Here is a 14,352-nt window from a genome sequence, read left to right as displayed (position 1 = left end):
GCCTATCGCGGGATGGCGCGGGGCTGGCTCAACGCAGCGCCGCCCGCGACGCATCCGCGCCGGGCCTCGCGCCATGCCCCGGTCGCGACAGGTGCACCAGCAACAGCGAGACCGCGGCCGGCGTCATCCCCGGGATGCGCTGCGCCTGGCCGACGGTCTGCGGGCGCACGCGCTCGAGCTTCTGCTGCGCTTCCGCCGACAGCCCGCGCACCTGCGCGTAGTCGAAAGCCTCGGGGATCGCAGTGCCTTCGTTGCGCTGCGCGCGCGCGATCTCGTCGCGCTGGCGCTGCAGGTAGCCGGCATACTTGGCTTCGATCTCGACCTGCTCGGCCACGTCGGCCTCGACCGGCGCATCCGGCGCGAACGCGGGCAGCGAGACGAGTTTCGCGTAATCGAGCTCCGGACGGCGCAGCAGGTCGATCGCGCTGTTCTCGCGGCTGAGCTCGATGCCCAGCACGGCGACGGCTTCGCGGCCGGCGGCGTTCGCCGGGGAGGCCCAGAGTCCGCCCAGGCGCGCCGTCTCGCGCGCGATCGCCTCGCGCCTGGCGTCGAAGCGCGCCCAGCGCGCGTCGTCCACCAGTCCGAGCTCGCGGCCGATCGGCGTCAGCCGCAGATCGGCGTTGTCCTCGCGCAACTGCAGCCGGTACTCGGCGCGCGAGGTGAACATGCGGTATGGCTCGGACGTGCCATGGGTGATCAGGTCGTCGACCAGCACGCCGAGATAGGCCTGGTCGCGCCGCGGCGACCACGCCTCGCGCCCGCGCACGTGGCGCGCGGCGTTGACCCCGGCGAGCAGGCCCTGCGCGGCCGCCTCCTCGTAGCCGGTGGTGCCGTTGATCTGCCCGGCGAAGAACAGGCCCGACACCGCCTTGGTTTCGAGCGAGGTCTTCAACCCGCGCGGATCGAAGAAGTCGTACTCGATCGCGTAGCCGGCGCGGGTGATGTGCGCGTGTTCGAAGCCTGCGATCGAGCGCACCAGTTCGAGCTGCACGTCGAACGGCAGCGAGGTGGAAATCCCGTTGGGATAGATCTCGACCACGTCCAGCCCTTCCGGCTCGACGAAGATCTGGTGGCTGGCCTTCTCGGCGAACCGCACCACCTTGTCCTCGATGCTGGGGCAGTAGCGCGGCCCGATGCCTTCGATCTGGCCCGAGTACAGCGGCGAGCGATGCAGCGCAGCCCGGATGATCTCGTGCGTGCGTTCGGTGGTCTGGGTGATCCAGCAGGACACCTGGGCGGGATGGTCTTCGCGCGAGCCCATGAACGAGAACACCGGGCGCGGATCGTCGCCGGGCTGCTCGGCCATCCGCGAATAGTCGAGGGTGCGCCCGTCGATGCGCGGCGGCGTGCCGGTCTTGAGCCTGTCGACCACGAACGGCCGCTCGCGCAGCCTCAAAGCCAGCGTGGTCGCGGGCGGATCGCCCATGCGTCCGGCCGGGTACTGCGTCTGGCCGATATGCACCTTGCCGGCAAGGAAGGTGCCGGCGGTCAGCACCACCGCGGGCGCCTCGAAGCGCAGGCCGGTGTTGGTGATCGCGCCGCGCACCACGTCGCGCCCGCATCCGTCGGACTCGATGACCAGGTCGTCCACCGCCGACTGGAACACGGTCAGGCCGGGCTGGTATTCGACCGTGCGACGGATGAAGGCCCGGTACAGCGCGCGGTCCGCCTGCGCACGCGTCGCACGCACCGCAGGCCCCTTCGAGGCATTCAATCGCCGCCACTGGATCCCGGCCGCATCGGCCGCCTTCGCCATCACCCCGCCGAGCGCGTCGATCTCGCGGACCAGGTGGCCCTTGCCGATGCCGCCGATCGCCGGATTGCAGCTCATCGCACCCACGGTCTCGATGCTGTGGGTGAGCAGCAGCGTGCGCGCACCGGCGCGCGCGGACGCGAGCGCGGCTTCGGTGCCGGCATGGCCGCCGCCGATCACGATCACGTCGTAACGATGGAACTGTTCGCTCATGGTGTCCCGCTGGCCGCCGCCGGGAGCCGAGGCGCGCCTGGATTGGTTTCGTCCGGCATTCGCGGCGCAAGCGCCGCGGACGGGTTGGCGGAGGTTGGCACGCTTCCTGCGAGCTTACTTCCTGCACCCGGGCTGGCAAGCGTCAAGGGGGGCGCGGCCGGAGATTGGAACAGGGCTGGCCATGCACAACCCGGGGAAGCAAAGGGGCCGGATGTCGGGGGACATCCGGCCCCATTCTTTTGCATGGGCGCCGCGAACCACGGGGCGGCGCCGGGCGCCTCGGTGCAAGAGGCGCCGACGCCCGGCGGGAGCGGAACAGGGGGGATCCGGTATCCCCCGCCGGGTGTCGACAAGCGGAAACGCTTTATTTTTGTCTTTCCGGACCTGATACGTCGAAATCCGACGCAGCCGGTCAGCCCGGATAGCTTGAACGTCCCCGGGTCCCAGTGCAAGGGGGAGCGGGACCTAATCTTCCTGCCGCGGCACCGCCTGTCGGGAGGCCGGGCGTTCCGTCAGGCGCTCCATCCGCGGCGCACTGCGCGGCACCGGCGCTGTCCGCGGGGCCGAGACCTGCGGTTGCTGGATCGCCCGCGGCTCAGCACGCGGCTCGGCACGCGGCGCGGCCGCCGGCGCCATGGGGCGCGAGGGCAGTCGCTGGATCGCCCGCGGCTGCGCCGCCGGCTCGGGCGAGGGCGCCCGCATCAGCGGCTGGCCGGAATTGCGGCGGATCGGTTGCGGCGCCATCTGCGCCTGCTGCGGCTGCGCCTGGGGAACGCTGCGGCGCCGGGGCGGCAGGTTGCCGCCGGTCCCGCGTTCCACCGTCTGCGGCGGCTCGGGGTTCTCGGGCTGGTGCGGGGGACGCGGACGGTGCGGCCGGTAGTAGTAGTGCGGCCAGCCGTAGTAGCCATGGTAGGGCGAGTATCCGTAGCGGCTGCCATAGCGGTACGGGTAACCGTAGCCGTACCCATACCCGACGCCGCCGTACCAGCCGCCGTAGCCGTAGCCGAGCGAACTGTAGGGCGCGCCGTAATAGCTCGAGGGGGCGGGGCTGCCGTAGTAGTAGTCGCCACCGCCGTGGCCCCGGTAGTAGTAATCGCTGGCGCAGCCCGCCAGTGCGGCCGTAGCCACCAGGGCGATCAACAGCTTGCGGAACATGGCGAATCCCCCGTTCTACGAGGCTGCAGCATCGGCCCGGGGGATTGAATCCGTGCTTAACCCTCCCGGTTGCCGCGTTCCGCTACCTGAACACGCCCGACGGCGATCGGCTAGTCTCTGTGGCATGCCCGCCGACACGCCGCTCCCGCAGTTCGACGACGTGCTGGATGCGGCGGCGCGGATCGCCCCCCACGCGCGCGCCACCCCGGTCCTGCACGCCGCCGCCCTCGATGCCCTCGCCGGCTGCGGGCTCGCGTTCAAGGCCGAATGCCTGCAGCGCGCGGGCGCGTTCAAGTTCCGCGGCGCCTGCAACGCGGTGTTCTCGCTCGACGACGACGCTGCGGCGGGCGGCGTGGTCACCCACTCCTCCGGCAACCACGGCGCGGCGCTCGCGACGGCGGCGCGGCTGCGCGGGATTCCCTGCCACGTGGTCGCGCCCGAGGGCGCGGTGCGTTCGAAACTGGCATTGATCGCGGCCCAGGGCGCGATCCTGCACCGTTGCGAGGCGACCATCGCCGCGCGCGAGGCGGTGTGCGCGCAGGTGCAGCAGGCCAGCGGCGCGCTGCTGGTGCATCCCTACACCCACCCGCGGGTGATCGCGGGCCAGGGCACGGCCGCCCTGGAGCTGCTGGGCGAGGCGGCGGACCTCGACGTGGTGGTGGTTCCGGTGGGCGGCGGCGGGCTCGCCTCGGGCACCGCGATCGCGCTGGCCGGGTGCGCGCCGCATGTGGAGCTGGTGCTCGCCGAACCCGCGGGCGCGGCGGATACCCTGCAATCGCTGCAGCGCGGCGAACGGGTCAGGGAGCTGGTGCCCGAGACCGTCTGCGACGGCCTGCGCGGCCTCCTGGGCGAGCCGAACTTCCGCATCCTGCGCGACCACGGCGCGCAGGTGCTGGCGATCGACGACGACGCCACCGTCGCCGCGATGCGACTGGTGCTGGAGCATTTCAAGCTGCTGGTGGAACCTTCCTCGGCGATCGCGCTGGCGGCAGTGCTCGCGCATCCGCGGCGGTTCGCCGGGCGCCGGGTGGGGATCATCCTGTCGGGCGGCAACGTCGACCCCGACCGGCTGCCCTGGGTGGACCGGTGAGGCGTCGGCGCATGCCCTCCACCGGCTGGCGGCCGCTGCGCCTGCTGCTGCGCCTGCTGCTGCTGTGCGCGCTGTGGCTGGGCGGCGTGGCGGCGTGGATCCACTGGGTCGGCGAACGCGACCAGGTGGCGCAGGCCGACGCCATCATCGTGCTCGGTGCCGCCGCCTACGACGCGGTGCCGTCCCCGGTGTTCGAGGCGCGGATCGAGCACGGGCTCGACCTGTTCCGCCGCGGCTACGCCGACAGGCTGATCTTCACCGGCGGCTACGGCGGAGGCGGCGCACGGTTCGCCGAATCGCAGGTCGCGCGCCGCCACGCGATCCGCCAGGGCATTTCCGCCGATGCGATCCTGATCGAATCGACTTCGCAGACCACCTACCAAAACCTGTTCGAGGCGCGCCGGCTGATGCTCGAACACGGCCTGCGCAGCGCGATCGTGGTCAGCGATCCGCTGCACATGGCGCGCGCGCTGCGGTTGAGCCGCGGCCTGGGCATCGACGCGCTCGGCTCGCCGACGCCGATCACGCGCTTCCGCTCGTTCCGCACCCGCTGGGAGTTCCTCGCGCGCGAGGTGTATTTCTTCCATCGCGACCTGTTCGTGCGACCGCAGTAGCGGCGCGCATCCAGCCGGCGGGCATGTCGGGAGCGGCAGGCGGACGGCGCGTTATCATGGCGGCCGCGCAGACCGGCGCGCCCCGAGGGGAAATCCCAGCCATGCGCATCGACGGCAACCGCCTCCACGACCGCGGCACCGAACTGGTGCTCGCCTACTACGCCGCGTTCAACCGCGGCGATCGCGAGGCCATGCTGGCGCTGCTCACCGACGACGTGGCGCACGACCTCAACCAGGGTCCGCGCGAGACCGGTCGCGAGGCGTTCGCCGCGTTCATGGCGCGCATGGACCGCTGCTACCGCGAACAGTTGCGCGAGATCGTGGTGATGGCCAGCGTCGACGGCGCGCGCGCCGCGGCCGAGTACGTAGTCCACGGCGAATACCTCGCCACCGACCCGGGTGCCGGGCCGGATGCGCCGGCGGCGCGTGGCCAGCGCTACGTGCTGCCGGGCGGCGCGTTCTTCGACATCCGAGACGGCCGCATCGCGCGGGTGAGCAACTACTACAACCTCGAACACTGGCTGGCGCAGGTGCGCTGAGCCGCATGCAGCGCCGTCGCGACGCACAGGAGCACGCACGCATGCACGACGTCCCCGCCCCTCGGCTGCACAGCCTGGTGCTGCTGGCCTGCCTCGCCTCCGCGGCCTGCGCGGCGACCGGGCTGCCGCGCGCCGCCAGCGAGTCACGCCCGGCGGCAGTCGCCGCCGGCGCCCTGGTCTGGTCGGACGAGTTCGATACCGCCGACGCCGCCGACTGGACCTTCGAGACCGGCGGCCACGGCTGGGGCAACAACGAACTGCAGTACTACACGGCCGGACAGAACGCCTTCATCCAGTACGACGCGATGGCCGGCAGCAACGTGCTGGTGATCGAGGCGCGTCGCGGTGCGCCTGCCGGTGCCAGTTGCTGGTACGGCGCCTGCCAGTACAGCTCCACGCGCATGATCACGCGCGGCAAGCGCGAGTTCCGCCACGGCCGGGTCGAGGCGCGCATCCGGCTGCCGCAGACCCAGGGCATCTGGCCGGCGTTCTGGATGCTGGGCGGCAACCTCGGCGACGTCGGCTGGCCGCAGAGCGGCGAGATCGACATCATGGAACACGTCGGCTTCGAGCCGCACCTGACCCACGGCGCGCTGCACGGCCCCGGCTATTCTGGCAACACGCCGTTCAGCGGTACCCACGACCTGGGAGAACGGGCGGACGCGGGCTACCACGTGTACGCGATGGAATGGGACAGCCAAGGCGTGCGCTGGTTCGTCGACGGACAGCCGTTCTACGGCGTCACCCGGGCCCAGGTCGAGGCGCGTGGCCCATGGGTGTTCGACCAGCCGTTCTTCGTGCTGCTCAACGTCGCGGTCGGCGGCAACTGGCCGGGCAGCCCGGATACGACCAGCGTGTTCCCGCAGCGGATGTACGTCGACTGGGTGCGCGTCTACCAGCCCGGGCAGCGCCTGCGTCGCAGCGGCAGCCAGCCGCTGGCGCCGCCGCGCGCGAATCCGGCGCCGCCGGCCGCGGGGCTGCAGGGTGGTGTGCCACGGGCCGTGGTGCCGCAGGCGCCACCGCGGACCCCGGTGCGCAAGACCGTGCCGGGCCGCACGCAACCGGCGCGCTCGACCGAGCGCTAGAGTTCGCTGCCGTAACGGTCCAGGCCCTCGCGCAGCAGGTAGCGCGTCGCCGCCACGCGTTCGCCGATGCTGAAGCCATCGAGCACGTCCACCAGCTGCCGGAACGAGGTGCAGCGCGCGTCGCGGCTGGCGCTGTCGCGCCCGTTGCTGGACAGCCCGAGCATGAAGCCGTCGTGCAGCATCATCCCGGTCACGGTGGCGGCCTTGAGCGCCTGCTCGCCCACCGCGGGGTCGTAAGCCTGGGGCTGGCCCTGCAGGCCGTTCACCGCGACCGCGGTCACCGCCTCCACGAAGCGCATCCGGCTGGTCTCGCCCAGCGCGTTGGCGGCGCGCTGCAGGCCCACGAGGCTGCGGTCGGCATCGGGTTCGAACAGCGCGCACAGGCCACGCGCCTCGGCGTCGTTGCGCGAAGCGGCATGCACCGCCTTGAACAGGCGGTCGACGTCGGCGTCGGGCGCGCGTAGCAGCACGTCGTTCGCGCCGGCGATCACCTGCATCGGATCGATCCCGGACAGGTCGACGCGCGAGGACTGCGCATGGGCGCCGGCGAGCGGGACGAGGGCCAGGCACAGCGCGGCGATCAGGGGTTTCATCGGTGGCATCTTCTGGCGACGGGAGCGCCGCGAGTCTATGCGGCGCGATCTGAATCGCGGCCGTGCCGCGCGGCCGCGCCGTGACGTGCGATGCGGCGTGGAATTGCCCCAGGTGCGCTGCGCTTACCCGGGCTACGGGGGAGCCGGCAGGCCGTCGCCCGGATAAGGCCGAAGGCCGCATCCGGGTTCGCGGGCGCGGCGGCCGGACCGTGCGGCGTGGGCGTTGCCCCGGGTGCGCTGCGCTTACCCGGGCTACGGGGGTCGCCGGCAAGTCGTAGCCCGGATAAGGCCGAAGGCCGCATCCGGGTCCGCGGGCGCGGCGGCCGGACCGTGCAGGGGTCAGGCGCGGCGGCGGACGCGGATGCGGTCGGCCGGGAAGCTCGCGATCTCGCCGCCCTGGCCGCGGATCGGCGCACCGGGTTCCGGTGCCCAGGCCAGCGCGGTGATCACTTCCCAGCTCGCGGGCAGCAAGGCGGCCTGCGCACCCATCAGGCCGGCGCCGCGCAGCGGCTCGTAGGCGGCCGCGGCCGCGGCGAAGCGCGCGCGTCCGGTGAGCGTGTGCCGGCGCGCGTGCAGCGCATTGGTGGCGCCGATCGCGCGCAGTTCGCGCATCAGCGCCGGCAGGTCGGCGTGGCCGCGCATCAGCAGGTCGCGGTCGAGCACCGGATCGCGGAACCCGGCGTGCATGAGCGCATCGCCGAACTGCGCGATCGAGGCGAACGGGCTGACGTGCGGCGCCTCGTCGTCGGCGCGCGCGAACGCCTCGCGCAGTTCCCACAGCGTGTCCGGGCCGAAGGTCGAGCACAGCAGCAGCCCGCCCGGCCGGAGCACGCGGCGGAATCCCGCGAACGCCGCCGGCAGGTCGTCGATCCACTGCAGGCACAGGTTGGAGAACAGCACGTCGACGCTGGCGTCGGCCAGCGGCAGCGTGCGCAGGTCGGCGCAGAGGCGGTCGACCGGCGCGCGCAACGGGTTCCAGCCGCTGCGCGGTTGCACCTGGCGCAGCATCGGCAGCGACAGGTCGAGCGCGACGATCCGCGCTTTCGGCCAGCGTTCGCGCATCGCCTGCGCCGCATGGCCGGGGCCGCTGCCGACATCGAGCACCAGCCCGGGCGACCAGCGCGCGTCGCGCCCCGGCACCAGGGCCAGCAGGTCGAGCGATTCGAGCAGGCGCGCCTCGATCTCGCGCTGCAGCTCTGCGGCCGACGCGTACCCCGCCGACGCGCGCGAGAACGAGCGGCGCACCTGGCGGGCGTCGAACAAGAGTGGCGTTTCGCGCTTCATCGCGCGTCAGCCTCCACCGCCGCGGCCAGTTCGTCGAGTGCGGATGCGACCGCGTCGGCGTGGGTGAGGAACGGCGCGTGTCCGGCATGGTCCACCACCACCTGCCGCGCGCGTGGCACCTGCCCGGCCGCGGCACGCATGGCGCGCGGGTCGACCAGCCGGTCGCGTCGCCCGGCCAGCCACAGGGTGGGCATCGCCAGCGTCGGCAGCACCTCGCGCAGATCGCTGGTCTCGAGCAGGCCGAGGCCATCGGCCAGAACGTGCGCGGCCGGCTGCCCGCGCGCGAATACTTCCTCGCGTAGCATGCGCATTTCGTGGCGCGCATCGTCCGAGCCGAAGGCCTCGAGCGCGATGAAGCGATCGAGCGTCGCGCGCCAGTCGCTGCGCAGGCCCAGTGCGAAGCCGCGGAAGATCTCCGGCGACATGCCCAGCGGCCAGTCGTCGCCGCGCACGAAGCGCGGACTCGCGCATAGCATCGCCAGGCCGCGCACGGCAACGGGGCGCGTCGCCGCGGCATGCAGCGCGAACAGGCCGCCCAGCGACCAGCCCGCCCACAGCGCGCGCGGTACCCGCGCGACGATCGCCTCGACCACCGGTTCCAGCGCCAGCGGCAGCGTGCTGTCGCGGCCGTGGCCATGCCCGGGGAGGTCGACCAGATGCAGGGTGAAGCGTGGTTCGAGCCGTTCGGCCAGCCCGGCGAACACGCCCGAATGCATGGCCCAGCCATGCAGCAGCACCAGGTCCGGCCCGCGACCGCGGGTCTGGATGTGCAGCTCGCCGCTCATGCGCCCTTGTCCGTGCGCAATGCCTTGACCGAACCGCTGCCGCCTGCAGAGCGCGCCACCACCCAGGCGAACGCGGCGATGCCTGCGACCACGATCGCCGCGCCCAGCAGGGTGGCGCCGCCCGGCCATGGCTCGCCCAGCAGCAGCACGCCCAGCAGCACCGCGAACAGCACCTCGGCGCCCTGCATCGCCTCGACCGCGCCCAGCGCCAGCGGCTGGTCGCGGACCATGCCGGTGGCCTGGAAGAACAGGATCGTGGCGATCACGCCCGCCGACAGCGCCACGCCCGTCGCCAGCCACACCTGCCCCGCGGTCGGCGGCCCTGCGGTGAACGCCGCGTACGCCGCGACCACCAGCCACAGCGGCTGGCTGGCCAGGGTCAGGCCGAACACGCGCTGGGTGGCGCCCAGCGATTCGCCGCTGCGTTCCAGGTGCAACAGCAAGAGCCGGTTGCCGAGCGGATAGGCCACCGCCGACACCAGCACGCAGCCCAGCGCGATCCACGCCGCGCGGTCGAGCGCGCCGCTGGCGTGGCCGAACTGCATCAGCAGCACGCCGGCGAGGATCGTCGCCGCGACCGCCAGGCCCGCGCGCGGGATCCGTCCGCGCGCATCGCGGTACAGCAGCGGCGCGCACAGCATCCCCGCGATCACGGTGAACTGGAACGAGCCGGCCACCAGCCACGATGGCCCGCTCGACGCGGCGAACGACAGCAGCACGTAGAACAGCACGAAGCCGATCGCCGCGCAGCGCAGCCAGGCCCAGGGATGCGCGGCGATCGCGCGCAACACCGGCCGCATGCCGCCCTGGAAACGCATCAGCGGCAGCATCAGCGGCAGCGTGATCAGGTAGCGCAGGCAGGCCAGCCACGCCCAGTGGCCGCCATCGCTGGCGCTGGCGCGGTTGAGCACGTAGGTCATGGTGAAGAACAGCGCCGACAGCAGCGCCAGGCCGACCGCCGCCAGCGCGACGCGGCCGCGGGCATGCGAAGCGGTCATGCGACCCGACTGGACCCGGTGTCGGTAACGCGGTCGCGGGCGACCGCCAGCGCGTCGGCCAGCGCGTCGGCCTGCGCCGGTTCGTGCGCGGCGGTGAAGGCGATCCGCAGCCGCGCCTGGCCCTCCGGCACCGTCGGTGGACGGATCGCCGCGACCCAGTAGCCGTCGCGTTCGAGCGAGGCCGACATCGCCAGCGCATGCGCGTTGCTGCCGCACAGCACCGGCTGGATCGGCGTGTCGGACGGCATCAGCTGCAGGCCAAGGCCCTCGGCGCGGGCGCGGAAGCGCTGCACCAGCTCCTGCAGGCGCTCGCGTCGCCAGTGCTCGCGACGCGCAAGCTTCACCGCGGCCAGCGAGGCGGCCGCCTGCGCCGGCGGCAGCGCGGTGGTGTAGAGATAGGGGCGCGCGGTTTCGGCCAGGTGCTCGACCAGGTCCGCATCGCCCGCCACCGCCGCGCCATAGCTGCCCAGCGCCTTGCCGAACGTGACCAGCCGCAACGGCACGCCCGCCGCGTCCAGCCCAGCCGCCGCGACCGAGCCGCGACCTTCCGGCCCGAGCACGCCGACGCCGTGGGCATCGTCGACATACAGCAGCGCCTGCTGCACGCGCGCGGCGATCGCCAGTTCGCGCAGCGGCGCGAGGTCGCCGTCCATGCTGAACACGCCGTCGGTGGCGACCATCGCCGCGCACTCGGCCATGCTGCGCAGCTGGCGCAGCGCGCCTTCCACGTCGCCGTGCGGATAGCGCCGCAGGCGGCAGCCGGCCAGGCGCGCGGCGTCGATCAGGCTGGCGTGGTTGAGCCGGTCCTGCACGCACAGGTCGTCGTCGCCCAGCAGCGACTGCAGCACCGCGAGGTTGCCCAGGTAGCCGCTGCCCAGCATCAGCACGCGCGGCACTTCCAGCCAGTCGGCGAGTTCGCGCTCGAGCGCGCCATGCACGACATGGTGGCCGCAGACCAGGTGCGAACCGATCCCTCCGGCGCCGTCGCGCGAGGCCGCGTCCTGCAGCGCGCCGACCACGGCGAAATGCTGCGACAGTCCCAGGTAGTCGTTGCTGCAGAAGTTCAGCAGGGTGCGGGTGGCGCCCTGCGCGTCGACCACCTCGCAGCGCGCGCCGTCGCGTCGCAACACCTCGCGGCGCGTGCGCAGGCCGGATTGCGCGGCGCGCTGTTCGCGCTGCGCGGCCACGCGGGCATGCAGGTCGGGACGTTCCACTGGCATGGCTTGGCTCCCCTCAGCCGCGGCCCCCCGCCGCGCAGGCACCGGGCCGGGTGTCGACGCCGCCTGCGTCGGATCCGGCCGAGATGTCGGCATGTACGGTACCACCGTGGTCGTGCCCGTCTGCGTCCACGGTCACGGTCATCGGTCGCAGGCCCAGGCGGGCGAACAGCGCCAGGTCGCGGCCGGTGTCCGGGTTGCCGGTGGTGAGCAGCTTCTCGCCGTGGAAGATCGAGTTCGCCCCGGCCGCGAAGCACAGCGCCTGCAGCTCGTCGCTCATCGTCTCGCGGCCCGCGGACAGCCGCACCATCGATCGCGGCATCAGCAGCCGCGCGACCGCGATCGTGCGCACGAACTCGAACGGGTCGAGCTCGGCGGTGCCGTGCAGCGGCGTGCCCTCGACCTGCACCAGACGGTTGATCGGCACCGAATCCGGATGCACCGGCAGGCTGGCCAGGGTGCGCAGGAAGCCGGCGCGCTGCCTCCGGGTCTCGCCCATGCCGACGATGCCGCCGCAGCAGGTCTTCATGCCGGCGTCGCGCACGTGGCCGAGGGTGTCGAGCCGGTCCTGGAATTCGCGGGTCCGGATGACGTCGCCGTAGAAGCCGGGGTCGGTGTCGAGGTTGTGGTTGTAGTAGTCGAGGCCGGCCTCGCGCAGCGCGCGTGCCTGCCCGCCGCTGAGCATGCCCAGGGTGGCGCAGGTCTCCAGGCCCAGCGCCTTCACCTCGCGGATCATGGCGGCCACCTTGGGGATGTCGCGATCCTTCGGCGAGCGCCAGGCCGCGCCCATGCAGAAGCGCGAGGCGCCGGCGTCGCGCGCCTGGCGCGCCTTCTCGACCACCGCTTCGGTCGACATCAGCTTCGTCGCCTCGACCCCGGTGTGGTAGCGCTGCGCCTGCGGGCAGTAGCCGCAGTCCTCCGGGCAGCCGCCGGTCTTGACCGACAGCAGGGTGCTGACCTGCACCTGCGTCGGGTCGAAATGGCGCCGGTGCACGGCGGCGGCGCGGAACAGCAACTCGGGGAACGGCAGGTCGAACAGCGCCTCGACCTCGTCCTGGCGCCAGTCGTGGCGCGGGGGGGCATCGGGCAGGGGCACGGAACGGAGCGGGCTGACGGCAGGCATCGGGGTTCCCTGACAGACGGACGGGCGCTGGCCGGGCAGTCTGGAAAGCATGTCCAGACCTGTCAACCGGATCCAGGCCGCGACGGTTGACGGCTGGTGGCGCCGCCTGGGCATCGGCCTGTGCCCGCCGCGCTGCCTGGCCTGCCGCGAACCGGCGCCGGCGGGCGATGACCTGTGCCATGCCTGCCGGACGGAACTGCCTTGGAACAGCAGTGCCTGCCCGCGCTGCGCGGTGCCATTGCCCGACGCCGGCCCGCCCGACACGCCCTGCGGCGCCTGCCAACGCCGTCCGCCGCCACTGCAGCAGGCACATGCCGCCTTCGTCTACGGGGCGCCGCTGGACCGGCTGTTGCCGCGCTTCAAGTTCCACCGCGACCTCGCCGCCGGCCGCCTGCTGGCCGACGCCATGACCGAACGCTTCGCCGCGCTCCCCCGCCCCGAAGCGCTGCTGGCGGTGCCCCTGCACCGCGCACGCCTGCGCCGTCGCGGCTACGACCAGGCCCTGGAACTGGCCAGGCCGCTGGCGCGGGCGCTGCGGCTGCCGCTGCTGGACGGCACGCTGGTCCGCGCCCGCGCCACCGCGCCGCAGTCGGAACTCGACGCCGCCTCGCGCCGCCGCAACCTGCGCGATGCATTCGAGGTCCGGCGCGGCATCGCGCTGCCCGAGCACGTGGTGCTGGTGGACGACGTGATGACCACCGGCGCAACCCTGCATGCGGCGGCTCGGGCGCTACGCGTCGCCGGCGTGGCCCGGGTCGATGCCTGGGTCTGCGCCCGGGTGCCCTGAGCCGGGCGGGCGCCATCCGGGGCCGTTCTGGCCGGACGAGGCGCGGTTCCGCGTTGCTCCGGATCTGATGCCGGCCGCTTTCGTCGGCGAGCGCGTGTTCGAATCGCCGCCAGCGGCACGTTGGACATGGACGTCCCTGATCCGGGGAGCACCACTGAAGCCAGCCTTCCCTGCGGGGCCCGATCGCCGCCACTTCGTGCACGCGTCGGGGCGCGACGACGCGCGCGCGGGCGTTGCCCCGCACCGCGCCCGATCGGCGGGCTGATCCCGTGCGCTACCGCCGCCTTCTCGAACAGCTGCGGCGGCAGAACTGGATGGCGATCGGCATCGACCCGGTCATCGTCGTGGTCGGCGTGTTCATCGGCATCCAGGTCGCCAACTGGAACGACACTCGACGCGAGGCCCAGCGCGGCGAACAGTTCCTCGCACGCATCGGCACCGATCTGGCCGTTGATATCGCGGCGATGGACAAGCACCTCGCCTTCTGGCGCGAGGTGGTGGCGCATGGCCAGGCCGCGATCCGCTATGCGGAGACCGGCGAACACGTGGATGGCGCGGCATGGGACACGGTGCTGGCGTTCTACCAGGCCAGCCAGCTCTATCCGTACGTGCCGCGCGACACCACCTACCAGGAGATGCGCAACGCCGGCGAACTCGGGCTGATCCGCGACCCGGCCCTGCCCACGGCGCTGGCCGACTACTACATCACCGGTCTGGGCTTCCAGGCCAACTACCTGCTCAGGCTGGAGCCCGAGTACCGCAGGCTCGTCCGCGGCGTGACGCCGCAAGCCATCGCCACACATGCCTGGGCGCACTGCCATCGCAACACCGGCGGCATCGACCAGGTCCTGGTCGACTGCGAGTCCCCCGTGTCCGAAGCCGAGGCGCGTGCGATGCTCGATGGCTACCTCGCGCAGCCGCAGCTGCTGGCCGAACTGAAGTTCTGGATCACCAACCTGGCCGTCTCCATCGAACTGGTGGAGAACAATCGCAAGGAGGCCGCGGCGCTCGCTGCGCGCCTCCGCGTGGGACAGGCGCCGTGAACGAGGGGTTGCCCACGTGCGCCGCCACCTTCAGCCCAGGCACGGCCTCTCGAAGCATCGCCGCGCACGCGGC

The 14,352-nt window shown here is 72.7% G+C and carries 14 protein-coding genes; 6 read left to right on the top strand and 8 right to left on the bottom strand.

All coding sequences use genetic code 11. The annotated features are described in order from the left end of the window. Window positions 1–28 precede the first annotated feature (28 nt). Window positions 29–1,966, bottom strand: coding sequence for a tRNA uridine-5-carboxymethylaminomethyl(34) synthesis enzyme MnmG (gene mnmG / locus JMO03_RS09035; protein WP_202842632.1), 1,938 nt, complete (start codon window positions 1,964–1,966; stop codon window positions 29–31). Between the two features lie 465 nt (window positions 1,967–2,431). After that, window positions 2,432–3,121, bottom strand: coding sequence for a hypothetical protein (locus JMO03_RS09030; RefSeq protein WP_202842630.1), 690 nt, complete (start codon window positions 3,119–3,121; stop codon window positions 2,432–2,434). Window positions 3,122–3,245: 124 nt separating this feature from the next. Here JMO03_RS09030 and JMO03_RS09025 point away from each other — a divergent pair, with 124 nt between their 5' ends. From JMO03_RS09025 to JMO03_RS09010, 4 genes are all read left to right on the top strand, one after another. Then, window positions 3,246–4,211 carry a pyridoxal-phosphate dependent enzyme gene (locus JMO03_RS09025; protein WP_202842628.1) on the top strand — a complete coding sequence of 322 codons (966 nt, stop codon included), beginning with the start codon at window positions 3,246–3,248 and terminating at the stop codon, window positions 4,209–4,211. 11 nt (window positions 4,212–4,222) lie between these two features. After that, entirely contained in the window at window positions 4,223–4,825 is a 603-nt protein-coding gene (locus JMO03_RS09020) for a YdcF family protein (protein WP_202842627.1), read from the top strand. Between the two features lie 101 nt (window positions 4,826–4,926). Then, window positions 4,927–5,364, top strand: a complete 438-nt coding sequence (locus JMO03_RS09015) for a ketosteroid isomerase-related protein (protein WP_202842626.1) — start codon at window positions 4,927–4,929, stop codon at window positions 5,362–5,364. A gap of 41 nt (window positions 5,365–5,405) precedes the next feature. Then, on the top strand, window positions 5,406–6,449 hold the full coding sequence (locus tag JMO03_RS09010) for a glycoside hydrolase family 16 protein (protein WP_202842625.1): 1,044 nt from the start codon (window positions 5,406–5,408) through the stop codon (window positions 6,447–6,449). On the opposite strand, the gene JMO03_RS09005 is transcribed toward JMO03_RS09010, so the two are convergent. The 6 genes from JMO03_RS09005 to bioB all read right to left on the bottom strand — a co-directional run bounded on the left by JMO03_RS09005 (window position 6,446) and on the right by bioB (window position 12,416). Further along, complete coding sequence (locus tag JMO03_RS09005; RefSeq protein ID WP_202842624.1) at window positions 6,446–7,042, bottom strand: hypothetical protein; 597 nt, start codon at window positions 7,040–7,042, stop codon at window positions 6,446–6,448. The two genes, JMO03_RS09010 and JMO03_RS09005, sit on opposite strands and share 4 nt — an antisense overlap. Before the next feature lie 339 nt (window positions 7,043–7,381). Further along, the gene (bioC, locus tag JMO03_RS09000) at window positions 7,382–8,326 is read right to left on the bottom strand and encodes a malonyl-ACP O-methyltransferase BioC (RefSeq protein WP_202842622.1); all 945 of its coding nucleotides are present in this window, start codon (window positions 8,324–8,326) and stop codon (window positions 7,382–7,384) included. Beyond that, the gene (bioH, locus tag JMO03_RS08995; RefSeq protein WP_202842715.1) at window positions 8,323–9,099 is read right to left on the bottom strand and encodes a pimeloyl-ACP methyl ester esterase BioH; all 777 of its coding nucleotides are present in this window, start codon (window positions 9,097–9,099) and stop codon (window positions 8,323–8,325) included. The genes bioC and bioH overlap by 4 nt, the downstream gene beginning before the upstream one ends. An 8-nt stretch (window positions 9,100–9,107) precedes the next feature. Then, on the bottom strand, window positions 9,108–10,109 hold the full coding sequence (locus JMO03_RS08990) for a multidrug resistance efflux transporter family protein (RefSeq protein ID WP_202842621.1): 1,002 nt from the start codon (window positions 10,107–10,109) through the stop codon (window positions 9,108–9,110). Further along, the gene (bioF, locus tag JMO03_RS08985; RefSeq protein WP_425491817.1) at window positions 10,106–11,323 is read right to left on the bottom strand and encodes an 8-amino-7-oxononanoate synthase; all 1,218 of its coding nucleotides are present in this window, start codon (window positions 11,321–11,323) and stop codon (window positions 10,106–10,108) included. Before bioF ends, JMO03_RS08990 begins: the two co-directional genes overlap by 4 nt. Before the next feature lie 19 nt (window positions 11,324–11,342). Continuing rightward, complete coding sequence (gene bioB / locus JMO03_RS08980) at window positions 11,343–12,416, bottom strand: biotin synthase BioB (protein ID WP_238346034.1); 1,074 nt, start codon at window positions 12,414–12,416, stop codon at window positions 11,343–11,345. 82 nt (window positions 12,417–12,498) lie between these two features. Between bioB and JMO03_RS08975 the strand changes: the two genes are divergently transcribed. Together JMO03_RS08975 and JMO03_RS08970 are read left to right on the top strand one after the other, a co-directional pair. Then, window positions 12,499–13,236 carry a ComF family protein gene (locus tag JMO03_RS08975; protein ID WP_202842617.1) on the top strand — a complete coding sequence of 246 codons (738 nt, stop codon included), beginning with the start codon at window positions 12,499–12,501 and terminating at the stop codon, window positions 13,234–13,236. Between the two features lie 269 nt (window positions 13,237–13,505). Beyond that, entirely contained in the window at window positions 13,506–14,279 is a 774-nt protein-coding gene (locus JMO03_RS08970; RefSeq protein ID WP_202842615.1) for a DUF6090 family protein, read from the top strand. Window positions 14,280–14,352 lie beyond the last annotated feature (73 nt).

The sequence above is a fragment of the Luteimonas saliphila genome, from assembly GCF_016774335.1.
Classification (GTDB): Bacteria; Pseudomonadota; Gammaproteobacteria; order Xanthomonadales; family Xanthomonadaceae; genus Luteimonas; species Luteimonas saliphila.
Note: the sequence above shows the minus strand (reverse complement) of the source record. Positions and strands in the feature narration are given on the sequence as shown.

Coding starts and splice junctions, on each gene's coding strand:
- mnmG (WP_202842632.1), bottom strand. CDS start 1,966: ATGAGCGAACAGTTCCATCGTTACGACGTGATCGTGATCGGCGGCGGC.
- JMO03_RS09030 (WP_202842630.1), bottom strand. CDS start 3,121: ATGTTCCGCAAGCTGTTGATCGCCCTGGTGGCTACGGCCGCACTGGCG.
- JMO03_RS09025 (WP_202842628.1), top strand. CDS start 3,246: ATGCCCGCCGACACGCCGCTCCCGCAGTTCGACGACGTGCTGGATGCG.
- JMO03_RS09020 (WP_202842627.1), top strand. CDS start 4,223: ATGCCCTCCACCGGCTGGCGGCCGCTGCGCCTGCTGCTGCGCCTGCTG.
- JMO03_RS09015 (WP_202842626.1), top strand. CDS start 4,927: ATGCGCATCGACGGCAACCGCCTCCACGACCGCGGCACCGAACTGGTG.
- JMO03_RS09010 (WP_202842625.1), top strand. CDS start 5,406: ATGCACGACGTCCCCGCCCCTCGGCTGCACAGCCTGGTGCTGCTGGCC.
- JMO03_RS09005 (WP_202842624.1), bottom strand. CDS start 7,042: ATGAAACCCCTGATCGCCGCGCTGTGCCTGGCCCTCGTCCCGCTCGCC.
- bioC (WP_202842622.1), bottom strand. CDS start 8,326: ATGAAGCGCGAAACGCCACTCTTGTTCGACGCCCGCCAGGTGCGCCGC.
- JMO03_RS08990 (WP_202842621.1), bottom strand. CDS start 10,109: ATGACCGCTTCGCATGCCCGCGGCCGCGTCGCGCTGGCGGCGGTCGGC.
- JMO03_RS08975 (WP_202842617.1), top strand. CDS start 12,499: ATGTCCAGACCTGTCAACCGGATCCAGGCCGCGACGGTTGACGGCTGG.